This is a genomic window from Ruegeria sp. SAZA006 (genome assembly GCF_059613465.1).
In genome coordinates this window covers 729,966-754,077 of sequence record NZ_JBXWSO010000004.1, presented here as the reverse complement: position 1 = coordinate 754,077, position 24,112 = coordinate 729,966, and the positions used below count along the sequence as shown (strand labels likewise).

The 24,112-nt window shown below is 62.4% G+C and carries 21 protein-coding genes and 1 tRNA gene; 10 read left to right on the top strand and 12 right to left on the bottom strand.

The window, feature by feature from the left end; all coding sequences use genetic code 11:
• Nucleotides 1-214 precede the first annotated feature (214 nt).
• Nucleotides 215-289 (top strand) — tRNA-Asn (locus AC2FNZ_RS06450).
• A 21-nt stretch (nt 290-310) separates the two neighbouring features.
• Here the strand turns inward: AC2FNZ_RS06450 and AC2FNZ_RS06445 are convergent.
• The 5 genes from AC2FNZ_RS06445 to AC2FNZ_RS06425 all read right to left on the bottom strand — a co-directional run bounded on the left by AC2FNZ_RS06445 (nt 311) and on the right by AC2FNZ_RS06425 (nt 6,406).
• Nucleotides 311-1,930 carry a long-chain-fatty-acid--CoA ligase gene (locus AC2FNZ_RS06445; protein WP_496839906.1) on the bottom strand — a complete coding sequence of 540 codons (1,620 nt, stop codon included), beginning with the start codon at nt 1,928-1,930 and terminating at the stop codon, nt 311-313.
• Nucleotides 1,931-2,105: 175 nt separating this feature from the next.
• A complete protein-coding gene (pgi, locus tag AC2FNZ_RS06440) occupies nt 2,106-3,716 on the bottom strand; it encodes a glucose-6-phosphate isomerase (RefSeq protein WP_496839905.1) in 1,611 nt (536 codons plus the stop codon).
• Between the two features lie 4 nt (nt 3,717-3,720).
• Nucleotides 3,721-4,392: a 6-phosphogluconolactonase gene (gene pgl, locus AC2FNZ_RS06435; RefSeq protein WP_093962204.1), complete on the bottom strand. Its 672-nt coding sequence runs from the start codon at nt 4,390-4,392 to the stop codon at nt 3,721-3,723.
• Nucleotides 4,389-5,843, bottom strand: a complete 1,455-nt coding sequence (zwf, locus tag AC2FNZ_RS06430; RefSeq protein WP_496839904.1) for a glucose-6-phosphate dehydrogenase — start codon at nt 5,841-5,843, stop codon at nt 4,389-4,391. Before zwf ends, pgl begins: the two co-directional genes overlap by 4 nt.
• Before the next feature lie 293 nt (nt 5,844-6,136).
• Nucleotides 6,137-6,406, bottom strand: coding sequence for an usg protein (locus AC2FNZ_RS06425; RefSeq protein ID WP_093962206.1), 270 nt, complete (start codon nt 6,404-6,406; stop codon nt 6,137-6,139).
• Nucleotides 6,407-6,630: 224 nt separating this feature from the next.
• Between AC2FNZ_RS06425 and gyrA the strand changes: the two genes are divergently transcribed.
• From gyrA to AC2FNZ_RS06410, 3 genes are all read left to right on the top strand, one after another.
• Nucleotides 6,631-9,333, top strand: a complete 2,703-nt coding sequence (gyrA, locus tag AC2FNZ_RS06420) for a DNA gyrase subunit A (protein WP_170366759.1) — start codon at nt 6,631-6,633, stop codon at nt 9,331-9,333.
• Between the two features lie 138 nt (nt 9,334-9,471).
• Nucleotides 9,472-10,197, top strand: coding sequence for an ArsR/SmtB family transcription factor (locus AC2FNZ_RS06415; protein ID WP_496839903.1), 726 nt, complete (start codon nt 9,472-9,474; stop codon nt 10,195-10,197).
• A 56-nt stretch (nt 10,198-10,253) separates the two neighbouring features.
• The gene (locus AC2FNZ_RS06410) at nt 10,254-10,700 is read left to right on the top strand and encodes a YqfO family protein (protein WP_496839902.1); all 447 of its coding nucleotides are present in this window, start codon (nt 10,254-10,256) and stop codon (nt 10,698-10,700) included.
• Nucleotides 10,701-10,738: 38 nt separating this feature from the next.
• Here AC2FNZ_RS06410 and AC2FNZ_RS06405 read toward each other — a convergent pair whose 3' ends face one another.
• From AC2FNZ_RS06405 to AC2FNZ_RS06395, 3 genes are read right to left on the bottom strand one after another with little or no spacing between them, the layout of a single operon-like run.
• A complete protein-coding gene (locus AC2FNZ_RS06405) occupies nt 10,739-12,208 on the bottom strand; it encodes a carboxypeptidase M32 (RefSeq protein WP_496839901.1) in 1,470 nt (489 codons plus the stop codon).
• A 4-nt stretch (nt 12,209-12,212) separates the two neighbouring features.
• The gene (gene ctaA / locus AC2FNZ_RS06400) at nt 12,213-13,358 is read right to left on the bottom strand and encodes a heme A synthase (protein ID WP_496839899.1); all 1,146 of its coding nucleotides are present in this window, start codon (nt 13,356-13,358) and stop codon (nt 12,213-12,215) included.
• Between the two features lie 60 nt (nt 13,359-13,418).
• Nucleotides 13,419-14,162 carry an RNA methyltransferase gene (locus AC2FNZ_RS06395; RefSeq protein WP_093962212.1) on the bottom strand — a complete coding sequence of 248 codons (744 nt, stop codon included), beginning with the start codon at nt 14,160-14,162 and terminating at the stop codon, nt 13,419-13,421.
• Nucleotides 14,163-14,324: 162 nt separating this feature from the next.
• On the opposite strand from AC2FNZ_RS06395, the gene AC2FNZ_RS06390 reads away from it, so the two are divergent.
• Entirely contained in the window at nt 14,325-14,954 is a 630-nt protein-coding gene (locus tag AC2FNZ_RS06390; RefSeq protein ID WP_496839898.1) for a thiamine phosphate synthase, read from the top strand.
• Here the strand turns inward: AC2FNZ_RS06390 and AC2FNZ_RS06385 are convergent.
• The gene (locus tag AC2FNZ_RS06385) at nt 14,951-16,087 is read right to left on the bottom strand and encodes a HupE/UreJ family protein (protein ID WP_496839896.1); all 1,137 of its coding nucleotides are present in this window, start codon (nt 16,085-16,087) and stop codon (nt 14,951-14,953) included. The two genes, AC2FNZ_RS06390 and AC2FNZ_RS06385, sit on opposite strands and share 4 nt — an antisense overlap.
• Before the next feature lie 143 nt (nt 16,088-16,230).
• Here AC2FNZ_RS06385 and AC2FNZ_RS06380 point away from each other — a divergent pair, with 143 nt between their 5' ends.
• The 3 genes from AC2FNZ_RS06380 (at nt 16,231) to AC2FNZ_RS06370 (ending at nt 18,783) form a co-directional block, all read left to right on the top strand.
• Nucleotides 16,231-17,124, top strand: a complete 894-nt coding sequence (locus AC2FNZ_RS06380) for a PfkB family carbohydrate kinase (RefSeq protein ID WP_093962215.1) — start codon at nt 16,231-16,233, stop codon at nt 17,122-17,124.
• A complete protein-coding gene (locus tag AC2FNZ_RS06375; protein WP_496839895.1) occupies nt 17,121-18,035 on the top strand; it encodes a pseudouridine-5'-phosphate glycosidase in 915 nt (304 codons plus the stop codon). Before AC2FNZ_RS06380 ends, AC2FNZ_RS06375 begins: the two co-directional genes overlap by 4 nt.
• Nucleotides 18,036-18,105: 70 nt before the next feature.
• Complete coding sequence (locus tag AC2FNZ_RS06370; protein ID WP_093962217.1) at nt 18,106-18,783, top strand: DUF502 domain-containing protein; 678 nt, start codon at nt 18,106-18,108, stop codon at nt 18,781-18,783.
• Here AC2FNZ_RS06370 and AC2FNZ_RS06365 read toward each other — a convergent pair whose 3' ends face one another.
• Nucleotides 18,784-19,812: a patatin-like phospholipase family protein gene (locus AC2FNZ_RS06365; RefSeq protein WP_480694435.1), complete on the bottom strand. Its 1,029-nt coding sequence runs from the start codon at nt 19,810-19,812 to the stop codon at nt 18,784-18,786. It lies immediately after the preceding gene.
• Nucleotides 19,813-19,840: 28 nt separating this feature from the next.
• Entirely contained in the window at nt 19,841-20,614 is a 774-nt protein-coding gene (locus AC2FNZ_RS06360; RefSeq protein ID WP_496839894.1) for a 3-hydroxybutyrate dehydrogenase, read from the bottom strand.
• A 314-nt stretch (nt 20,615-20,928) separates the two neighbouring features.
• On the opposite strand from AC2FNZ_RS06360, the gene AC2FNZ_RS06355 reads away from it, so the two are divergent.
• Entirely contained in the window at nt 20,929-22,755 is a 1,827-nt protein-coding gene (locus tag AC2FNZ_RS06355) for an extracellular solute-binding protein (RefSeq protein WP_496839893.1), read from the top strand.
• 475 nt (nt 22,756-23,230) lie between these two features.
• A complete protein-coding gene (locus tag AC2FNZ_RS06350) occupies nt 23,231-23,458 on the top strand; it encodes a hypothetical protein (protein WP_093962974.1) in 228 nt (75 codons plus the stop codon).
• On the opposite strand, the gene AC2FNZ_RS06345 is transcribed toward AC2FNZ_RS06350, so the two are convergent.
• Nucleotides 23,455-24,078: a helix-turn-helix domain-containing protein gene (locus AC2FNZ_RS06345; RefSeq protein WP_093962221.1), complete on the bottom strand. Its 624-nt coding sequence runs from the start codon at nt 24,076-24,078 to the stop codon at nt 23,455-23,457. The two genes, AC2FNZ_RS06350 and AC2FNZ_RS06345, sit on opposite strands and share 4 nt — an antisense overlap.
• Between the last annotated feature and the right edge of the window lie 34 nt (nt 24,079-24,112).

Sequence of the window (24,112 nt, the reverse complement as noted above, 5' to 3'; positions counted from 1 at the left end):
CCGGCGTAGCTCAGCGGTAGAGCAGTTGACTGTTAATCAATTGGTCGTAGGTTCGATCCCTACCGCCGGAGCCAAAACCTCCTCTGAAGACACTTTCAAATTACATAGTTTGGCGCGCATTTCTCGGTATTTGGGCAATCCGAAAATCGACTAAAAAAATGTCGCATCTTCCTCTGGACGCCGCCGGACCGGGTTGCTATACGGCGCGCACCGTTCCGGCGTAGCTCAGCGGTAGAGCAGTTGACTGTTAATCAATTGGTCGTAGGTTCGATCCCTACCGCCGGAGCCAAAAATCCCAAGAAATCAAGCGTTAACCTGCCAAGGCATCCTTGAACTCATCACGCAGTTTGCGTTTCAAAACCTTGCCCGTGGCGTTCAACGGCAGTGCGTCGACGAAGACCACTTTGTCCGGCACCTGCCACTTGGCGATCTTGCCGTCAAAAAACCCCAGCAGCTCGGCCTCAGACGGGTCTTCGCCCTCGGCCTTGACGGCCACCAGCAGCGGGCGTTCGTCCCATTTGGGATGTGGCACGCCGATCACGGCTGCGGTGCTCAATCTCGGGTGCGCTACGGCGATGTTTTCCAGCTCGACCGAGCTGATCCATTCACCGCCCGACTTGATGATGTCCTTGGAGCGGTCGCGGATGGTCATGTAGCCATCCGGATCCAGCGTGGCCACATCGCCGGTGGCGAACCAGCCATCCTGCAGAAGCTCTTGATCCTGCAGCTGGAAATAGCTGTCCAGCACCCAGTGCCCGCGCACCATCAGGTCGCCCTGCGTGACCCCGTCATGCGGCAGGTCGTTGCCGTCGTCATCGACGATCTTCAGCTCGACCCCAAAGGGCGGACGGCCCTGATTCTCGCGCAGTTTGTGCTGTTCATCGATCGGCAGCTTGCGATGCTTGGCCAGCGGAATGTTGGCGGTGCCCAGCGGGCTCATTTCGCTCATCCCCCAAGCATGCACGGTGTCGACGCCGTATTTTTCCCGGAAGGTCTCGATCATCGAGGGCGGGCACGCCGCACCGCCGATCACCGTACGTTCGAGGCTTTCCAGCTTGGTGCCGCATTTGGCGGCGTGGGCCAGCAGTCCCTGCCAGATCGTGGGAACCCCCATCGCCAGCGTCACGCCATAGGTGTCGATCAGGTTCACCAGCGCCTCGCCATGCAGGTCCGGTCCGGGCAGCACCATCTGCGCACCGGACATGGCACAGCCATAGGGTGATCCCCAGGCGTTGACATGGAACATGGGCACCACCGGCATCACCACATCCATCGCCGAATACCCGATGACGTCGCGGGTGTTCGAGGCAAAGCTGTGCAGAACGGTCGAACGGTGCGAATACAGAACCCCCTTGGGGTGACCGGTCGTGCCCGAGGTGTAGCACAGGCTCGAGGCCGTGTTTTCATCGAAGACGGGCCATTCGAAATCGGCGTCGCCGGTCTCGATCAACTCGTCATAGAATTCCAGGCCCGGGATCTGCTGCAGAGCGTCCTCGTTGCGCGGTCCCATCAGGACAAAATGCTTCACCTCGATCAGTTGATCGCGGATCGCGGCAACCAGCGGGAGGAAGGTGGCGTCGAAGAACAGCACCCGGTCCTGCGCGTGGTTGATGATGTAAACCAGCTGTTCGGGGAACAGGCGCGGGTTGATCGTGTGGCAGACGAATCCTGCGCCCGAGGCCGCATAGTAGATCTCAAGATGCCGGCGGTTGTTCCAGGCCAGGGTGCCGATCCGATCCTGCGGCTGCAGGCCCAGCTTGGTCAGCGCCGACCCCATGCGCCGGGCGTTGGCGCCGATCTCGCCCCAGTTCGTCCGGGTGACGGTTCCGTCGGTTTCGACCGACACGATCTCGGTCTGACCATGATAGCGCGCAGCATGATCGATCAGTGACGAAATCAACAACGGTTGCGTCATCATCTGTCCCAGCATGGACATCCTCCCATTCATCGCGCCGCCTTGATGCGGCGTCTGTTGCGGCCCAGCGGCACGGCGACATGGCCGGCCCCGGGGCTTCTCCTCGGGGCCGATCCTGCCAATCATTTAATTGTCTGACAATAAAAGAATGCGACCTGCCGCAGCGGCAGGTCGTCAGATTTGCAGGGCTTCAGCTCCGGTGCCGCAGCGCATAGGCCACGAGTGCGGCGGTCGAGCCGTCCTTGCCCTCGGTGCCCGCATCGCCATCGACGATCGGCCCCAGCGAGGTGGCCAGCTCCTTGCCCAGCTCCACCCCCCACTGGTCGAACGAGTTGATGCCCAACAGCACGCCTTCGACGAACACCCGGTGCTCATAGAGCGCGATGATCTGCCCCAGAACGAAGGGCGTCAGCTGCGGATAGATCAGCGTGGTCGAGGGCCGGTTGCCCGGGAACACGCGATGCCGGGCCTGACGCTCCAACTCGTCGCCCTGCAGGCCCTTCTCGGCCATGCGCGCCCGCGCTTCCTCCAACGACCGGCCGCGCATCAACGCCTCGGACTGGGCCAGGCAGTTTGCCAGCAGCAGACGGTGGTGATGGGCCAGCTCGGGCTCGTGCCCTTCGGCGGCCACCATGAATTCGCAAGGGATCACGTCGGTGCCCTGATGGATCAGCTGGTAAAACGCGTGCTGCCCGTTGGTGCCGGGTTCACCCCAGACCACGGGCCCCGAAGGCACGCTCAGCGCCGAGCCGTCCATAGCCACCGATTTGCCGTTCGATTCCATCTCGAGCTGCTGGAAATAGGCCGGCAACCGCAGCAGCCGTTGATCATAGGGCAGCACCGCGCGGCTGGCATGGCCCAGCACCTGACGGTGCCAGATGCCCACCAGCGCCAGCATCACCGGCATGTTCTCGGCCCAGTCCGCGGCGCGGAAATGCACGTCCATCGCCTGCCCGCCGCGCAGGAACGCGTCAAAGGCGTTCGAGCCCACCGCGATCATCACCGGAAGCCCAACCGGACCCCAGACCGAGTAGCGCCCGCCGACCCAATCGGCAAAGCCGAACACGCGGTCAGACGGGATCCCGAAATCGGCCGTCTTGTCCACGGCGCTGGACACGGCCGCGAACTGCCGCCCCGGGTCGCCGCCGCCGTCCAGCATCCAGGCCCGCGCAGTCCGCGCGTTGGTCATGGTTTCGATGGTGGTAAAGGTCTTGGACGCCACGATCACCAGCGTCCGCGTCGGGTCCAGTTCGCGCAGCGTGTCGGCGATATGCGCGCCATCCACGTTCGAGACATAGTGCAGGCGCGGCCCGTCGTGATAGGGCGCCAGCGCTAGCGTCGCCATCACCGGCCCAAGGTCCGAACCGCCGATGCCGATATTCACCACGTCGGTAAAGCTGCCCCCGGCCCCCTGGGCCGTTCCGCCCCGGACCTCTTCGGCGAACACGCGCATGCGCTGCAGGGTGTCCAGAACCTCGGGCATCACGTCCTGGCCATCGACCTCAACCGGGCCGCCATCCAGATTGCGCAGCGCCGTATGCAGCACCGCGCGGCCCTCGGTCTCGTTGATCTTGTCACCCTGGAACATCGCGTCGCGCCGCTCGGCCAGACCGGCCTGATCGCACAGGTCGATCAGCGCCGAGCGGATATCCGCGTCAATCAGGGTTTTCGAATAGTCGAACAGCAAATCGCCGGTCGAGGCCGAAAAGCTCTGCGCCCGGCCGGGATCTTGCGCGAACAGATCGAGGATTCGGGTGTCCGCGCTTTTGGCCGCTAGAGTTCGGAGAGTGTCCAGTTGCATGAGATCAATCCGCCCAGTGTACCGTCATTCCATCCAAGACTGCCGCAATTGGCGCCTCCTCGGGCGGCAGGCTCATGGCACGCTCAAGCGCTGCGCGCTTTTTTTCACCATAGATGACCAAGTGTTTGGAAAGGGCGCCATCCAGAACCGGACCCGTCAGGGTGATGCGCGTCTCGGGCTGCGTCTGCGGGCGAGCAACGGCCAACGCCGGTGCATTGCTGGCCAATGCCTGCGCCAGCCCCTCCATCCCCGGAAACAACGAGGCCGTATGCATGTCGTCGCCCATTCCAAGAACCAGCACCGCCAACGGGCGCAGCGGCTCGATCAGAGCTTCGATTTGGGGCAGAACCTCTTCGGGCGTCTTGCCGGGAATATAGAGCGGGACATAGTCCGCCGCCGCCGCTCGATTGGTCAGAAGTCGGTCGCGGATCAGGCGTTCGTTCGACCGGTCACTGTCTGCCGGGACGCAGCGCTCGTCGGTGGGCAGCACACGGACACGCTCCCATTCAAGGTCCGCGGCGCACAGGCTGTCGAAGATCGGTCCGGGCGTGGTGCCGCCGGGAACCGCAAAAGCCACGACATCGTTGTGCAGCAGCGCAGCCTCCAACTCTCCGGCCAGAACGTTGGCAACATCAATGGCCAGCATGTCCCTGTCAGCGTATTCCTGAATCTTCATGGCTTGATCCCTTGCCAATGGCGACCGTCGCGTTTCATCAGCAGTTCGGCGTCGCCGGGACCGGTACTGCCGCTGTCATAGGGTTTTGGCACGTCGCCGCGCGCCTGCCACCCCGCAATGATCGGGTCGGTCCAGGCCCAAGCGGCCTCGACCTCGTCTCCGCGCATGAACAGGGTTTGATTGCCCCGGATCACGTCCATCATCAAACGCTCATATGCGTCCGGCGCTTCCTGGTTTTCGGGCCCGAGCGCTTCGGCAAAGCTCATGTCCAACGGGACGTCGATCAAACGCATTCCACCCTGCCCCGGCTCTTTGATCGTGACTTTCAGCGTGATGCCTTCGTTCGGCTGCAGCCGGATCGACAGCGTGTTGGCATGCCGCCCGGCCTCGGCCCCGAAGATCGAATGCGGCGCATCCTTGAAGATGACGTTGATCACCGAGGACCTTGCCACCAGCCGCTTGCCGGTGCGCAGGTAAAACGGTGTGCCCGCCCACCGCCAATTGCTGACATGCGCCCGCAGCGCCACATAGCTTTCGGTGGTCGAGCGCGGATTGCCCACCGCCTCGCGGTAGCCCGGCCCGTCGGGTCCACCCGAATACTGCCCACGCACGATGTGGTGCGGCTGCACCGGGTCCAGCGCGCGGATTACCTTGAGCTTTTCGTCGCGCACGGCGTCCGAATCGAACTTGGCAGGCGGTTCCATCGCGATCAGGCACAACAGCTGCATCAGATGGTTTTGCACCATGTCGCGCATTGCCCCCGCGCGCTCGTAATATTCTTCGCGCCCGTCCACGCCGACTGTCTCGGCGACGGTGATCTGGATATGGTCGACATACTGGCTGTTCCACAGCGGCTCAAACAGCATGTTGCCGAACCGGACGGCCATCAGGTTCTGGACGGTTTCCTTGCCCAAGTAATGATCGATCCGGTAGACTTGGCTTTCGCTGAAATATGAGGCCAGCGTGGCATTCAACGCCCGCGCGCTGTCCAGGTCGTGACCGAACGGCTTTTCGACGACGATCCTCGTCTGCTCGTTTGCCAGACCGTGCTGGCGGATTTTTTCCGCCAACGGGGCGAACAATCCGGGTCCGACCGAGAAATAGAAGGCGCGGATCCGCGAATCCGTCAACAGACCTGAAAGGTTTTCCCACCCATCATCAGAGCTGGCATCCAACCGCAGATACTGCAGCCGGTTCAGGAACCCATCAAGGTTGCCGGGATCTCCCGCTTGACGAGGTGCGTGCTGGGCCAGCGACTCGGCGACGATCGCACGATAGCCCGCCTGATCATGTGCGGACCTTGCTGCGGCGATTATCCGAACATCGTCATTCCACTGTCCCGCGCAATAACGACGAAACAAGGCAGGCAAAATCTTGCGCTGCGCCAGATCCCCGGTGCCACCAAAAATGACCAGATCAAATGGGTCGACGGGTATAACGCGAGAAACCATGAGCCGTCCTTAACGCGCCATCGCCGGCATGTCCAATGTTAGCGCAATCATATCCTGGACTTTCTCTGGTTTTCCAATCTGTACCAATCGTGTGCGCCGCACCGGACCGCCACCGAAACGCACAAGAATATTCAACCGGTCAGCGCGTCCGCCGTCAACGGATTGCCAAGATCTGGTTGTGTTTTGAAATTAAGAGAGTGAGTAACCTGCGCCGAAACGCAGGTCGGCATTCATTCGATGATCCATCGGCCGGATCAAGGCGCATTGGCCTTGAGCCCAACCTAGCCGAAACGCTAGTTCAGTCGGTATTCTCCGACGACATTTCGCCATTCTCCGGGCGCGATCATCTTGCGGTGGGTAAAGCGCACCGAATGCAGTGGCCCCTCGATTTCGCGCTGCCAGAACTCGATGAAATTGAACAGCTTGGGATGATCCGGCGCCAAGTCGTAATCCTGCCAGATGAACGTGTTCAAAACATGAATGTAATCCGGCATGCGATAGAAGATTTCAGCCGTTGTCAGGCCATACCCCTTCAGCATCAGTTCGGTTTCGTTTTTCTCCATTCAGACCTCCAGATTTCCTCAAAGGTCCCTTCAGGGTAACATGATTCCTTTTCAATCCGTATTAAAACAATGTGTTACCCGAAAAACACCGCGGTTTCAGGCCACTTCCGGGTTGCTTGCTTGCACCCTATGTGCCGGGTCTGATAAGATGCATCCACAAGATATAGACCCAGCACAATAAACGGGCAGTTTACGTGAGCGATACGCCAGAAATCCCCGAAAACATGGATGAAACCCCGCCCGAGCGCCCGGTTTACGACGGCCCGACGGTATCCATCGAATCCGAGATGCGCACGTCCTATCTGGACTATGCCATGTCGGTCATCGTGTCCCGTGCGATCCCCGATCTGCGCGACGGCTTGAAACCGGTGCATCGGCGCATCCTCTATGCGATGCACGAGACCGGGAACACCCATGACAAAGCTTACCGCAAATCGGCCCGTCCCGTAGGCGACGTGATGGGTAAATACCACCCGCACGGTGACAGCGCGATCTACGACGCGCTGGTGCGTATGGCGCAGGATTTCTCGATGTCGCTGCCTCTGCTGGACGGTCAGGGCAACTTCGGCTCGATGGACGGCGACAACCCGGCGGCCATGCGCTACACCGAGGTCCGCATGGACAAGCCCGCCGCCGCCCTGTTGGCGGATATCGAGAAAGAGACGGTCGATTTCCAGGACAACTACGACGGCAAGGACAAGGAACCCACCGTCCTGCCCGCGCGGTTCCCGAACATGCTGGTCAACGGCGCCGGCGGTATCGCGGTGGGCATGGCCACCAACATCCCGCCGCACAACCTGGGCGAAGTGGTCGACGCGACGCTGGCGCTGATCGACGATCCGGACCTGACCAGCGAACAGCTGATCGAATACATCCCCGGCCCCGATTTCCCCACGGGCGGCGTGATGCTGGGCCGGTCCGGCGCGCGCAAGGCCTATCTGGAAGGCCGTGGCAGCGTCATTATCCGCGCCAAGACCCGCGTCGAGGAGTTGCGCAAGGACCGCTATGCCATCATCGTGGATGAGATTCCCTATCAGGTGAACAAGGCCTCGATGATCGAGAAGATCGCCGAAGCCGTGCGTGAAAAGCGCATCGAAGGCGTCAGCCATGTTCAGGACGAATCCGACCGCAACGGCGTGCGGGTGGTGGTCGAGCTGAAGCGCGACGCAACACCCGAGGTGGTGCTGAACCAACTGTACCGGTTCACCCCGATGCAGACCTCGTTCGGCTGCAACATGCTGGCGCTGAACGGCGGCCGCCCCGAGCAGCTGACCCTGCGCCGGTTCCTGACCAGCTTCATCGACTTCCGCGAAGATGTGGTCGCCCGCCGCACCGCATACGACCTGCGCAAGGCGCGGGAACGCAGCCATATCCTGTGCGGTCTGGCCGTGGCGGTCTCGAACGTGGACGAGGTCGTTGCCACGATCCGATCCTCGGCCGACGCGGCAGAGGCGCGCGAAAAGCTGATGACCCGCCGCTGGCCCGCAGCCGAGATCGAGAGCTATCTGCGCCTGATCGACGACCCGCTGTCCAAGATGAACGACGACGGCACCTACAACCTGACCGAGGTTCAGGCCCGCGCCATCCTTGATCTGCGCCTGCAACGCCTGACCCAGATTGGTGTCAAAGAGGTCACGGACGAGTTGGAAGACCTGGCCGCCAAGATCAAGGAATACCTGGACATTCTGTCCTCGCGCGAGCGGATCATGAGCATCATCGCCGACGAGTTGCGCGAGGTTCGAGAGCAGTTCGCAGTGCCGCGTCGCACGGAAATCGTCGACTGGTCCGGCGATATGGAAGACGAAGATCTGATAGAACGCGAGGACATGGTCGTAACCGTGACCTCTGGCGGCTACATCAAGCGTACGCCGCTGGCCGACTTCCGCGCACAAAAACGCGGCGGCAAGGGCCTGTCAGGGATGCAGACCAAGGAAGAGGACGTCGTCACCAATCTGTTCGTGGCGAACACGCATACGCAACTGCTGTTCTTCACCACCGACGGGATGGTCTACAAGCTCAAGACCTGGCGCCTGCCCCAATCGGGGCGCACCGGCAAGGGCAAGGCCATCGTCAACATCCTGCCGATTCCCACGGGTGTTTCGATTGCGGCGATCATGCCGGTCGATGTGCCGGATGAAGAATGGGAAAACCTTCAGATCGTCTTCGCCACCAGCGCCGGCGACGTGCGCCGCAACGCGCTGAGCGATTTCACCAACGTCAAGCGCAACGGCAAGATCGCGATGGATCTGCCCGAGGGTGTGGAACTGGTCAATGCGCGCATCTGTTCCGAGGATGACGACGTGATGCTGGTCACCAACTCCGGCCGGGCGATTCGCTTCCCGACCACTGCCGTGCGCGTGTTCAAGGGCCGCAAGTCGACCGGTGTGCGCGGCATCAAGTTGACGAATGGCGATCGGGTCGTCTCGATGTCCGTCATTCGCCACTTCGAGGCCACGGCAGACGAGCGCGCCGCCTACCTGAAGATGCGCCGTCTGATGGCAGGCGTCACCGAAGAGACCGAAACCGACGAAGACGAAGGCAACGCAGACAGCATCCTGCCTCAGGAGCGTTATGCCGAGATGTCTGCGGCGGAAAACCTGATCCTGACCATAACGGCCGGCGGGTCGGGCAAGCTCAGCTCGTCGCATGACTACCCAGTGCGCGGCCGCGGTGGAATGGGCGTGATGGCGATGGACAAGGCGATGCGGGGTGGCCCACTGGTGGCCTCGTTCCCCGTCGAAATCGACGACCAGATCATGCTGGCCACGTCCAAGGGGCAGTCGATCCGGGTTCCGGTCGACGGTATCTCGTTCCGGTCCCGCAGCGCGGGCGGGGTCAAGGTGTTCAACACCGGCAAAGGCGAGGAAGTCGTCAGCGTCGCCTGGATCGCAGACCAGGGTGACGAGGAAGACGATAGCGAAACGTAAGGATGGCCGCCGCAGATCGGCGGCCCTCATTTCAACGACGACGGAGCGGCTCTGCAACAGCAGCCGCTCCTTTTCGTTTCGGCGGATGTCGAAGCGTTCTTTCTGGGGTCAAGCCGGGCTTTGCGGTAGGCTCATCCAATGAGACCCGAACCCAGACTGGACATCATCGGCGCCGCCCTCGCCGACCCAACCCGCGCACGCATCCTGTGCGAAATGATGGACGGTCGGGCGTTCACCAACAAGGAGTTGTCCTGCGCTGCCAACATAACGCCACCAACTGCAACGGCCCATCTCAAGCAGTTGGAGCAGGCCGGACTGACCACTTCGACGCGCAGCGGTAGGCATGTCTATCACCGGATCGCAAACGAACAGGTCGCATCGGCTTTGGAAAAGCTGTCGACGCTAACTCCCAGCGATCATGTCCGGCGGGCCGCGAAACCGGAATCGGGCGTCCTGTTGGCCCGTTGCTGCTATAACCATCTTGCCGGGCGTCTCGGTGTGTGGATCACGGACAACCTGCTGGATACGGGTGTTCTGCAGCTGGCACACGGGGCACTGGCGCCGGGTCCGCGATATCACGCGTTTCTGACCGATCTCGACCTGGACCCACCGCGGGTCAGCGCTCACCGGCCGGTCGCCAAATTCTGTCTGGACTGGACGGAACGCCGAAATCACATCTCAGGTCCCTTGGGAATCGCGATTCTTGAAAAAGCTCTGAAAGACAAATGGTTGGCGCGCCAAAGGTCCAGTCGCGCCCTGACCATCACGCCGGACGGCAAGATCGCTCTGATCCGCCATTTCGGCCTGTCGGACTCCGCGCTTGATTGCCTCGGGTCGTCAGTTCGGTCGATGGCGAAACGATAAGTCACACTTGAGACGCAAACCCGGTCATTCTGAAGTTGCTTGGTTAGGAGACTGGAATGACCCCAAAACCCCAGGACACCGAACGATATCTGACAGACGAAGGTTGGCGCCTGATCGTTCAGGTTCCCGAGGACCGTGCGCAGGCGGTGATTGATGCCGTTCTGGCGGAAGCCAACCTTGTTTATGGCGATTATGATCGCGTCACCTTCCGGTCGACGCCCGGAACTCAGAGCTTTCGGTCACTCGGGACCGGGCGCCACGCCGTCACCTGCGACACGGTGGATGTTCCCTGCGTCGAAGTCTCGTTCTTTCTGAATGTGTCGGACGGCGCGCGTTCGGCCGTGCTGCGCGCAATCTACGCGGCCCATCCCTATGAAGAACCAGTGATCTTTCTGCACCCGTGTTTTCGAACGCTGCACATCCGCGGGCAGGACGAAGACAACCCGAACCGGTTCTGGAATCGGCCTCCGGAAGACTGGGTCCCTGATGCACACCGCGGCTAGATGACCCCTATCATACCCATAGCGGTCGTCTTTCCAGGTCAAAGACCGTAGAGCGTGCCGAATTTGTCTTCGAGATAAGCCAACAACGGCTCGGGTCCGGGCTCCATGCCGCTGGCGCGGCGGATGATATCGCGTGGGGCATACAGACCGCCATGCTGCTGAACATGCTCGCGCAGCCATCCGGTTGCCGCGGAGGTATCGCCTTGCGCCAATTGGTCGTCCAAGCTTGGAACTGCCGCCCGCAGAGCCTGATACAGACAGCCTGCGTACACATTGCCCAGCGAATAAGTCGGGAAGTAGCCAAACAGGCCAACCGACCAGTGCACGTCCTGCAGACAGCCGTTCGACGGCTTGTCGACCGCATAGCCGAAATCGGCATGGAAGCGGTCGTTCCACGCGGCCTCAAGGTCCTGCACCTGCAGATCGCCTGACATCAAGGCGCGTTCCAGATCGAACCGCAGCATGACGTGCAGATTGTACTGAACCTCGTCCGCCTCGGTGCGGATATATCCGTTGTGCACCCGGTTGACGGCGGCATAGAAGGCATCTTCATCCGCTATGCCGAAATCACCGAAGGTGTCCGTCATCTGCCGGAACAGCCAGCCCGTGAAGGCGCGCGAGCGGCCCAGCTGATTTTCATAGATGCGGCTCTGGCTTTCATGAACGCCCATCGATACGCCCTGGCCCAGCGGTGTCAACGCGTAGGCCGGGTCGATGCCCTGCTCATAGCAGGCGTGCCCGACCTCGTGGATGGTCGAGTAGAAGCAGTTGAACGGGTCGGTTTCGCTGGTCCGCGTGGTGACGCGCACGTCATCGCTGCTGCCGGAACAGAACGGGTGTACGGCCTTGTCCACCCGCCCCCGGTTCAAGTCGTAGCCGAAAGTCTCCGCCAGCTTTTGCGTCAACTTCATCTGCGCCGCTTCGTCGAACGTTCCGGTCACGCCCGCGGGGGACGGCCGGTCAAGAACCGCGGAGCGCAGCGCAACCAGACGCGGGCGCATGGCATCAAAGATCGCACCGATCTGGGCAGCGGTCGTGTAGGGCTCGTAATCCTCGACCAGCGCGTCATAGACATCGCCGCCTTGCGCCAGAGCCGCCCCTTCCTCGCGCCGCAGCGCCACGACTTCCTCCAGAACCGGAAGAAACGCGGCAACATCCTCATCGGCGCGGGCCTGTGCCCACTTGCCCTGCGCGGCCGAGGTCACGCGGGCGATAGCCGTGGCCAGATCAGCGGGCACCTTGACTGTACGCTCGTATGTACGGCGGATTTCGCGCAACTGCGCCTGACCGACCTCGGTGTCGGCATGGGCGTTTTCCAGCCACTCGGCCACGCGCGGATCCGAACGGCGCGCATGCAGGACGGCTTCGATCACGGCCATCTCCTCGGCGCGCTGGTTGGCGGCCCCGCGCGGCATGACAGTCTCCTGGTCCCAGCCCAGACGCCCGGCGATCTGTGCCAGTGCCGAGGTTTCCCGCTGAAAGGCCATCAGGTCGTTGAATGCAGTCATTGGGTCAAGCTCCGCGCAGCGAGGTTGCAATGGGATAAGCGGTCAGGAACCGGGCGCGCAGGATCAGGGTCCAGACGACCACGGCCATGAACTGGTGGAAGATGGCGATCTGCCAGGGCGCGCCATAGACCACGGTGAGGATGCCCACGACCACCTGCAGCGACAGCGCCGCGAACAAGGCGTTGAAGGCGAACCGGGTCTGCGGGTGGGCGCTGCTGCTGCCGCGCCGCCAGACGAAGATGCCGAAGGCGAACAGTATATAGCCCACGCAGCGGTGGATGAACTGCACCAACCCCGGGCTTTCAAAGAAGTTGCGCCACATCGGTTCAAGCGCGGTGGCGTCCGGCGGCAGCACCTGCCCGCCGATCAGCGGCCAGTCGGTATAGGACCGACCGGCGTCGATGCCCGCCACCAATGCGCCGATCAGAATCTGCAGAAAGGCAAAGTGCAGCAGCCCGGTCGACAGCGAGAACAGCCGCGCCTCTTTCGCGCGGCGGGCCTGCATCAGGTCGCGTTCCTCGCGCCCCAGCATGAAGATGTACCAGGCCAGAAAGCCGAGGATCACGAACGCGAGGCCAAGATGGGTGGCCAGACGATAACTGGCAACTGCGGTCATTCCCTCGCCCTGCGTCACGCCCGAGGCCACCATCCACCAACCGACGGCGCCCTGAACGCCGCCCAGCAGTCCGGGGATCACAAGGCGCCCGGTCCAGCCTGCGGGGATCTTGCGCAGCACCAGAAAGCCAAAGAAGCCAAGCGCCCAGACAAGACCGATCACCCGGCCCAGCTGCCGGTGGCCCCATTCCCACCAGTAGATGGTCTTGAAGTCATCCAGCTCCATCCACTGGTTCATGATCCGCCACTGGTCGATTTGTTTGTACTTGTCGAACTCGGCCTGCCAGTCCGCCTCGGACATCGGCGGGATCGCCCCGGTGACTGGGCGCCATTCGGTGATCGACAGGCCGCTGTCGGTCAGGCGGGTCAACCCGCCCACCGCGATCATCACGACGACAAGCGCGAACAGGATTATCAGCCAGATACGGATGGCCTTGCGTGCGCCACCCCGACCGCGATCGATCATGCCGGGCTGGACCGTTTCCTGCTTTTGTTCACCCGAGACTTCTTCGAAGATGCTGCGCTTGCCGCTCATGCCGTCCTCATGTCCTTGATTTTCCCGCAAGCTAGGGCCAGTGCCCGGGAAGGTCCAGCCTCAGCCCTTGTCCTTCCAGCGGACCATCTGACGCATGATCCCGTGCAGCATCTGCACATCGGCCCGCGTCATGCGCATACGCGACCACAGGTTGCGCAGGTTCACCTTCATCCCTTCGGCCTTTTCCGGAGGGTAGAAGAACCCGGCCTCGTCCAGCCGCTGCTCGTAATGCTCGACCAGTTTCTCGACCTCGATGCCGGTGGCCCAGTCGCCTTTGCCCAGATCGGTGGCCTCGTGCACCACGTCGCCGGTCTGGCGCATCCACTCATAGGCGGTCAGCAACACGCACTGCCCTAGGTTCAGCGAGGCATATTCGGGGTTCACCGGCACCGAGATGATCGCATTGGCCTTGGCGATGTCTTCATTCTCCAACCCGGCCCGCTCCGGCCCGAACAGCACGGCCACCTTTTCGCCCGCCGCCACCTTTTGGGCTGCGATCTGCATGGCGCGCTCGGGGCTGTAGACGGGTTTGGTCAGGCCACGCTGACGGGCGGTGGTGGCAAAAACGTATGTGCGGTCGCCCAACGCGCCGGCCAGATCGTCGAACAGCTGCGCCTCGTCCAGCAGACGCCCGGCGCCGCTCGACATGGCCACGGCCTTGGGGTTGGGCCAGCCGTCGCGCGGGGCGACGATGCGCATCCGGTCCAGACCGAAATTCCACATCGCCCGGGCCGCGGCACCTATGTTTTCGCCCATCTGTGGGCGGACAAGCACGAATGATGGCTGAGGTCTGTCGCTGGGCATCCTGATCTCCGAAACTTGCGCCTGCCATACTGCCGCCGCTGGCACAGGGCAAGCCCGGCCGCCCTGCCCGATTGCAAATCGCGCGGTCAGCGGGCAATAAAGTTTGCTTCGCCGCCGCAATCGGCTAAACCGCGCCAAAGACCAACCGCGAAGGATCCGCCAATGGACACCCCCGAGCAGCCTCAGATCTATCTGATCACCCCGCCGACCATCGACCCGGCCACCTTCCCTGACCGGCTGGCCCGCGTTCTGGACGGGACCGAGATCGCCTGCATCCGGCTGGCGCTGGCCGGCAGCGACGAGGACGCCATCGCCCGCGCCGCCGACGCCTGCCGCGAGGTGGCCCATGCGCGCGACGTGGCCCTGGTGATCTCGAACCATGTCCTGCTGGCGCAACGGCTGGGGCTGGACGGGGTGCATCTGGACGATGCGGCCCGCTCGGTCCGGGCCGCGCGCAAAGAGCTGGGGGCGGATGCCATCGTCGGCAGCTTCTGCGGAACCTCGCGCCATGACGGGATGACCGCGGGCGAAGCCGGCGCCGACTATGTGGCTTTCGGACCCGTGGGGGATGTGTCGTTGGGCAAAGGGACCCGCGCCGAGCGTGATCTGTTCCAATGGTGGTCCGAGATGATCGAGGTTCCGGTTGTCGCCGAAGGCGGCCTGACACCGGAACTGGTTGCCGAACTGGCTGAATGTACCGACTTCTTCGGTATCGGAGACGAGATCTGGACCGCAGAGGACCCGCTAAGCGCGCTGAACACGCTGATCGCGCCGGTGAAAACCGGCGGTTAGGACATAACCGCCCAGTAGAGCCCCAAGCCCGCCAACAACAGCGAAGCCACCGTGGAAATACGGCCGCGCAGTCTGGGCGAATCCGGCAAGAGCACGGTCAGGGTGGCCAGGATCAGGATCGCGACACCGCTCAGCGCCAACAGGATGCCAGCGGCAAAACCCAGCACCGCCGGCGCGACATGGTGCGGCGGAACACCCAGGCGCGACGATGTTTCTGACAGGGTCAGGCCAAGGACCGCACCGGTCGCCAAAAGGAACAGCACTCGCCAGAGCCCCAACCGGTCGGTGACGAGGTTCCCAAGCGCCAACAAGGCGATGGCCGCCGGCACGACCGGCCACGGCAGGAACGGCCTCGCACTCAACACGTCGAACATCCCAAGCGGCAGCGTCACCAGAATGCCCAGCCCAAGCGCGGCAAGCTGAACAAGGACCGGGCGCAGCTTCAGTGACAAGAAAACCAGAGCCGAGGCCAGCGCCAGAAGCTGTGCCCCCGCTCCCGCAACATGCAACAGCCCGGCCCGGAAAAAAGCCTCGGCCGCTTGCTGCGCCCCCAGCCCGGCCCCGCCTGCCAAGGGAATGCGAGGACTGACCTCGCCGCCGCTCAGAAACCCGGTATAGGGCGCCTCGACCCCTTGCTGGCGCAGAACCACGGGGCCGATCCCTTCGGGCCAGGTCAGGCGCAGGCTGCTTGCATCAGGCGGCAGAGGACCGGCCAACAGCACTCGGGAAATCCGCGGCACGTCAGGATTGCCGACCACCGGAATACTTGCGCCTTCATAGGACAACGCAACCGGCCCGTTCACGTCGATCTGCAGGGATTTCTTCCAATTCGTCACAAAATCGTGGACGTGTTCCTCAAGCTCGGAAGAGACCAGACGGCGCAACTGCGCGTATTGCGCGCTCCCGCCGTCGCCTCCCTTCGCGACCTCTTGCGGATCGACCCCGGACAGAACGGCCTCGGCGTTCAGAGCGATTTCGACCAGAAGCCGACCGTCCCGAACCTGAAAGTCAACGATTGTCCGTCCGCTCTGTTGCGCCCATGCTGGCATTGCCAAAAAAATACATGCCAGCAATGGCGCAATGATCCAGGCGCGAAACCGCAGGAAGGTCAGCAAACGGATATTGAGACCCATCCGAAAATATCCAAAAGAACCAAAAAACACTGTGTCCGAGTGTTTCGTCCTTCCAAACAATTGGCAAGCCAAATCGCCGACGTGGACCCAGCCCGCGCAGCTTCCGGCTTGCGCGCGCCCTGCGCCTGCGGCATGACGAGGAAATGACTCAGAACAGCGACATCCTGTGTATCGGATCCGTCCTGTGGGACGTGATCGGACGATCCGCCAGCCACATGCGGCAAGGGTCGGACGTGCCCGGCCGTATCACGCGCCTGCCCGGTGGCGTGGCGATGAACATCGCCATGACGCTTGTGCGCTTTGGCATGACCCCGACCCTTCTGACCGCAATCGGCAGCGACCCCGAAGGCGACGAGCTGGTCCATGCCTGCAAACGGCTGGGTATGGACACGACACATGTCTACCGCTCGCAGGACCTGCCCACCGACCGTTACATGGCGGTCGAGGGCGCAAACGGCCTGATTGCCGCCATCGCCGATGCCCATTCGCTCGAGGCCGCCGGTGCCAAGATCCTGCGCCCGCTGATCCATGGCCCGCTGGGGTATGAAAACACCCCGTTCGAAGGGCAGATCGCGCTGGACGGCAACCTGACGCTGGACCTTCTGGAAGAAATCGCCGTCAGCCCGGCCTTCGCCCGTGCCGACCTGCGCGTGGCCCCGGCCTCGCCCGGCAAGGCCGAACGGCTGTCGCCCTTCCTCAAGCACGGCCGAGCCACGCTGTACGTGAACCTCGAAGAAGCCGGGCTGCTGTGCCAGCGCGAGTTCGCCGATTCCGAAACCGCCGCCCGCGCTCTGCTGGACCGGGGCGCGCTGCGTGCGCTTGTTACCGACGGGGGCAACTCGGCCACCGTGGCCAGTGCCCAGGCGGTGATCACCCAGAAACCCCCGTCGGTTCTGGTCACGCGCGTGACCGGCGCAGGCGACACCTTCATGGCGGCGCATATCGCCGCCGAAGCCAATGGCGCCAGCATCGACGAGGCTCTGACCCGCGCCCTGCATGCCGCCGCAACCTATGTATCCGGAGAGACCCCCCTGTGATCGACATCCAGTATTCCGCCGAAGTGCGCGCGGCCAAGAACGACGGAACCCCCATCGTTGCCCTGGAAAGCACCATCATCACCCACGGCATGCCCTACCCGCAGAACATCGAGGTGGCGGCCCAGGTCGAGCAGGACATCCGCGACGCGGGCGCCGTTCCGGCCACCATTGCGGTGATCGACGGCAGGCTGCATGTGGGGCTGGAGCCCGATCAGCTGAAGGATCTGGGACAGGCGCAGGGCGTGGCCAAGATCTCGCGCGCGGACATGGCCGCCTGCATCGCTTCGGGCGGCACAGGGGCCACCACCGTTGCCGCCACGATGATCGCCGCCCATTTCGCAGGGATCGAGGTCTTTGCCACCGGCGGCATCGGCGGGGTGCATCGCGGCGCGGAAACCAGCTTTGACATCTCGGCCGACCTGCACGAACTGGCGCAGACCCCGGTCACGGTCGTGGCCGCCGGCGCCAAGGCGATCCTCGATCTGGCAAAAACGCTCGAAGTGCTTGAGACGCTGGGCGTGCCGGTCATCGCCCATGGGCAGGATGAATTCCCGGCCTTCTGGTCGGCCAAGTCGCCCTTTGCCGCGCCCTTGCGGATGGACACGGCCGAGCAGATCGCCAAGGCCCATGCGACGCGCCGCGCGCTGGGTCTGCCCGGCGGACAACTGGTGGCCAACCCGATCCCGCTGCCCGACCAGATCCCGTCCGAGGAACTGGACCCCATCATCGCCTCGGCCCAGCAGGACGCCGAAGCGCATCGCATCACCGGCAAAGCCGTCACGCCCTATCTTCTGCAGCGCATTTACGAGCGGACCGAAGGCCGGTCCCTGATCGCCAACATCGCGCTGGTGCGCAACAATGCGCGCGTGGCGGCTGGTATCGCCAAGGCTTTGAAGGCTCAGGCTGACTGAACGTCAAACGGACCTATTGTACCAAGACGCCGGACTGATTAACTAGTCCGGCAAACCGCTCGGAACCGCGATGAACACACCGTTTGATGAAGAACCCCACCGCCGCCCCGGCCTGCTGTCGCGGCTACGCGCGTCGTTTCTGACGGGTATCGTCGTCATCGCACCGGTCTGGCTGACGCTGTGGCTGATCCTGTCGGTGGTTGGCTGGATCGACAGCGCGGTCCTGCCCCTGATCCCACACCAGTTCCGCCCCGAGCAATATGTTGGCATCAACCTGCGCGGCGTGGGCGTGCTGTTCTTCCTGATCTTCACAGTTCTGGTCGGCTGGATCGCCAAAGGTATCCTGGGCCGGTCACTGATCCATTTTGCCGAAAGCCTGGTCAACCGGATGCCCGTCGTCCGGTCGATCTATTCCGGGATCAAGCAGATCTCGGAAACCGTCTTTGCCCAGACCGAGCGGTCGTTCGAGAAGGCCTGCTTGGTGCAGTATCCCCGCCGGGGCATCTGGGCCATCGGCTTCGTCTCGACCGAGGCCAAAGGCGAGATCAACAAACGCGCCGAAACCGGCGGCGGTCTGCTGAGCGTGTTCATCCCAACCACGCCGAACCCAACCTCGGGTTTTCTGCTGTTCTTCCCCGAGGAAGACGTGATCCTGCTGGACATGTCGATCGAGGATGCCGCCAAGCTGGTGATCTCGGCCGGGCTGGTCTATCCGAACCAGAAAGACCCAACCCAGCCGCCCGAGTGATCAGCCGAACATCGCGGGCAGATCAACGGTGCTGCGCACTCCCAGATCGGGCTTGTGATCGGCCAGAAACCGGCCGGCCGCGGCCCGTCCGGCCTGTTTCAGGCTGTGCAGAACCACCGGGTTGGGCACCGTCTTGGTCGCCACCGACAGGCTGTTCATCAGGGCGTCATCGGCGATCATGTGCACGAAGACCCGGCTCATCTCGCCCGCCTGCAGTTTGCCCTCGGCCAGCAGGCGCTGCACGAAGTTGATCGCCCGCAACTCGCGCAGAAGGGACGAATTGAAGCTGATCTCGTTGATCCGGTTCTGAATCTGCTGCGGGGTCTTGGGAACCTCGTCGCGCTCCAGCGGGTTGATGTTCACGATCACCACATCTTCGGGCAGGCCCGCGTTGAAAAGCGGAAAAAGCGCCGGGTTGCCGGTATAGCCGCCATCCCAATAGGCTTCGGTCCGGTCGGTTTCGGGGTCGTGGATTTCAACCGCCTGGAACAGGTTCGGCAGGCAGGCCGAGGCGAGGATCGCATCAGTCGTCACCTCATCGCCCGTGAACACCCGGATCTTGCCGCTGCGCACGCAGGTGGCGCAGACGAACAGGCGCGGCCCCTGATCGGCGCAGACCTCGCCAAAGTCAAATGCCTCGACCACCGGGGCAAGCGGATTGCGATAGAACGGCCCATAGGCATAGGGCGACACCATCCGAGACCAGGTATCGGCTACCGAGAACGGCAAGGAATACTCCATCGCCTGCGCGATCTGGGCGGGTTCCATCCCGGCCAGCCAGTTGGCGATGCGCATGTCGCCCACCGCGCCCATCCTCTCCCACAGGGCGTTCAGCGTCTCGCGCGCGCCATCACGACCGGCATGGACCATGCCGGCCTTGAACGCAGCCCCGTTCAGCGCCCCGGCCGAGGTTCCGGTGATCGCCGCAACTTCGATGTCTTCGTCGTCCAGCAGACGGTCCAGCACGCCCCAGGTAAAGGCGCCATGCGCGCCGCCGCCCTGCAAGGCCAGATTGATGCGCTTTACCATATCCGCCGGCCCCGGCGCGCGCAGCGGATCACAGCGCGGTCCAGCCGCCGTCGACCGAGATCGTGGTGCCGGTGATCTGGGCCGCCGCGTCCGAGCACAGGAACACAGTGGTTCCACCCAGTTGTTCGACGGTCGCGAACTCTTTCGAGGGTTGCCGTTCGAGCATGACGTTCTTGATCACGTCCTCGCGGCTCATGTTGTATTCCTTCATCGTGTCCGGGATCTGCGCCTCGACCAGCGGTGTCAACACATAGCCCGGACAGATGGCGTTGCAGGTGATGGGCTCCTGCGCGGTTTCCAGCGCAACGGTCTTGGTCATGCCGACGACCCCGTGCTTGGCCGCCACATAAGCTGCCTTGTAGGGCGATGCCGTCAGCCCATGCGCCGAGGCGATGTTGACGATCCGCCCCCACCCGGCCTTGCGCATCAACGGAAGCGCCGCCGCCGTCGTGTGAAAGGCCGAGTTCATGTTGATGGCGATGATAGCGTCCCATTTTTCGACCGGAAACTGGTCGATCGGTGCGACGTGCTGAATGCCTGCGTTGTTGACCAGGATGTCGCAGGCTCCGGCTTGTTCGACCAACGCCCGGCATTCCTCGCCCTTGGACATGTCGGCTTTGATGTAGCGCGCCTTGGTTCCGGTTTCCTTGCTGATCTCGGCCGCAAGCGCGTGATCTTCATCGCGGTCGGTGAACGAGTTCAGAACCACGTCGGCCCCCGCCTTGGCCAATTCGCGCGCGATGCCCAACCCGATGCCCGAATTCGATCCGGTGATGATTGCTGTTTTTCCCGACAGGTTCATTTTGGGTCTCCCACAGACTCATGATTTGGAGACACAGTGCCATGCTGCACCTGCAAAATAAACGGGGAAAGACCCGGTTGCGGATACGGTCGATTTATGGGCGGGAAACTCAGTGCTCGAGGCAGAAAAAAACGCCCGCACGAAGCGGGCGTTAAGTTATTGAGGCAGGTTTCATACAGGCAAGAAACCTATCGAGCAGTGGCACCTTTATAAGCAATTCCGCGCCGTCATCCAAGCTAAAAGTTTGATAATAAGAAAAATCATCGGTACGGTGAATCCCAACAAAATAAGGCCAGAGCAGGATTGTTTCCAAAATGAGCCCCGATATTCTCCGTCCCATCCGCCCGCTGATCGCGGGAATCGCAGCCTCGGTTGTCGCCACGTTAGCGCAAGCAGAATCGACCCATGGCATAGCTATGTATGGAGACCCGGCCCTACCACCGGATTTTGTGTCGCTGCCTTACGCCAACCCCGACGCGCCCAAGGGCGGCAAGGTCGTGTTCGGCAACACCGGCGGCTATAACAGTCTCAACCCGTTTGTGCAAAAAGGCACCGCCCCGTGGCAGCTGAGATTTTGGACCCACGAGGGGTTGATGGGACGTTCCTGGGACGAACCTTTCACTCTTTACGGGCTTTTGGCCGAATCAATCGACACTGCGCCGGACCGATCCTGGGTCGAATTCACCCTGCGCGAGACTGCCCGATTCTCTGACGGATCTCCGGTCACGGTAGACGATGTGATTTGGTCCTACGAAACCCTCGGAACGCAGGGGCATCTGCGCTATCGCGGTCTGTGGTCCAAGATCGACAGCATTCAGCAGACCGGACCACGCTCGGTCAGGATCATCTTCAACGAGCCAGACCGCGAGCTGGCCCTGATCGCAGGGCTGCGGCCGATCCTCAAGAAGGCCCAATGGGAGGGCAAAGATTTCGCCGAGGCAGCGCTGCAAGATGTCCCGATCGGCACCGGCCCCTATGTCATCGATGACTACGAGGCCGGGCGTTTCGTGAACCTCAAACGCAATCCGGATTATTGGGGCAACGATGTCCCGTTCCGCCGGGGTACCATGAATTTCGACGAGATGCGGTTGGAGTTCTACGGCGACCAGACGGTTCTGTTCGAGGCCTTCAAGGCTGGCGCTCTGTCGGCCGTCCGCGAGTTCAACGCCGACAAATGGGCCACGCAATACGATTTCCCGGCTGTTCAGCGCGGCGACGTCATCAAAACCGAGATCCCACATAAAAAGCCCTCGGGCATGACAGGTCTGGTCATGAACACGCGCAAAGCACCTTTTGACGATTGGCGCGTGCGCGAGGCGCTGACCCTTGCGTTCAATTTTGAGTTCATCAACGGCACGATCACGGGCGGTGCTCAGCCTCGAATTACCTCGTATTTCTCGGGGTCTGAACTGGCGATGCAGCCTGGCCCGGCAACCGGCCGGGTGGCTGAGATGTTGCAGCCCTACGCGGCTGATCTGCCTCCGGGAACTCTGGAAGGGTATGTTCTGCCCGAGGGCGACGACTCGGTTCGCAACCGAAAGGACATCCGCAAGGCCGCTGATCTGCTGGAGCAAGCCGGATGGACAATCCAGGACGGCGTGCTGAAGAACGCAGCGGGAGAGCCGCTCAAGATAACCCTCGTCATCAGTCAGGGAAGCTTGAATGTGGTTCAGAACGTGGATGCGATCGCCGAGATGTATGCCCGCGCGCTGGAACGGCTGGGGATCGAGCTGACCGTCGATAAGGTGGATGACGCACAATACACCCAGCGGGTGTCCGAGCTGGATTTCGACATGACCCCGTTCCGCCGCGCGCTGTCGCTGTCGCCGGGCAACGAGCAACGCCTCTACTGGGGCAGCGAAGGCGCGGATGCTCCGGGGACACGCAACCTGATGGGGGTCACCTCTCCGGCAGTGGATGGGCTGATCGATGCGATGCTGGCCTCGGAAAGCCGTGAGGATTTCGTGGCCGCCACCCGCGCGCTGGACAGGGTTCTGACCGCCGGACGGTATGTCATTCCGATCTGGAGCTTTGACGTTGGCCGCATCGCCCATGTGAAGGAAATGAAGCATCCTCAGATCCTGCCAATCTATGGTGACGGACCGCAGTTCATGCCCGACGTCTGGTGGTACGATGAGTAGCAGGCAACCGGCAGGGGCTTGTGCCCCTGCCCATTTCAAGAGATGCACTTCACGGATCGGACGCCGCGCGGGCGTCGGCAATTTTCGGCACATGTGACCAAACACCAAAAAGCGATCAAACAACCCCGCTGCCCGCTATTTCTAGAGCACCTGACTACTTATTGCGTGTGGAGCGCTTGTCACCACGATATCTCGCAAACCAAGTGAGGATCGACGCAACGAACACACGCACCGAAAACAGATTTCTTAGATAGATCAAAGCCCTGTATTCCACGCAGTCCAGAGCGCGAGTATTTGAACGATCGCCAAAACCGACAGGGAGTGGGAAAACGAGCCGAGCACGGCGTGAAAAACCGCTTTGATTTTCCAGCGCCCTGACCTGCGACATTTTGTCATGTCTTCGCGCGGGCTGCGCGCTCCGTACGCTGGTCTGGGGAAGAGCAGTCCTGAAACCCGAAACACGGAAGGCTCGCAGATGTTGAACTGGACTGATTTGACACAAGACTGGAGCGCGTCCTACGCACGCGCCAAGCGCCGTTTTCCGAACCTGCGCGATCAGGATATGGCGCGCGTGAGGACGGACAGGAAACGCTTTGAGGCCTATCTGGCCGAGCGGCACCACCTGACGGTGAACGAGGCCCATGAAGAGGTCGAGGATTTCCTTTACACCGAAGGCCTGAACCGCGAGCTAGCCCGGCGTTAGGCCAGCGACGTGACCCACAGGATGGTCGCGTCCTCATCGCTTACCGAGATCACGTTGTGCCCCATGCTGCCGTCGTAGTAGGCGCTGTCGCCCCGACGCATCTCAACCGGTTCATAAAATTCGGTGTACAGGCGGATCACGCCGGTCAGCACATACAGGAATTCTTCGCCATCGTGACGCACCCAGCCGTCGAACTCGTCCATTGACCGGGCGCGCACACGGGCCCGATAGGGCAACATCTGCTTCTTGGTCAGCGTTTCGGCCAGCAACTCGTGCTCGTAGGTCGTGGTGGCGTGCGCGGTGCCTTCACCCATCTTGGTCACTGCCATGCGACCGATAACCTGATCCCGCTCGGGCGGGGTGAACAGCTGCGGTACAGAGATTTCGAGACCGATCGCCAGCTTCTTGAGCGCATCATAGGTCGGCGACATTTGGCCATTCTCGATCTTGCTAAGCGTGGACCGGGCCAACCCGGCCTGGTTCGCCGCCTGCTCGAGGGTCCATTTCCGTGCCTTGCGCAGTTCACGCACGCGGGCACCCAGATCCACCGGCTCCAGCTCGGTGCGGGAACCGTTGTCGCGGGCGATGCGTACGATGGATTTGTGGTCTTTGCTCGTCATGCGTCGTTCTATAGGGCCAGCGCCGCGCGCTTGC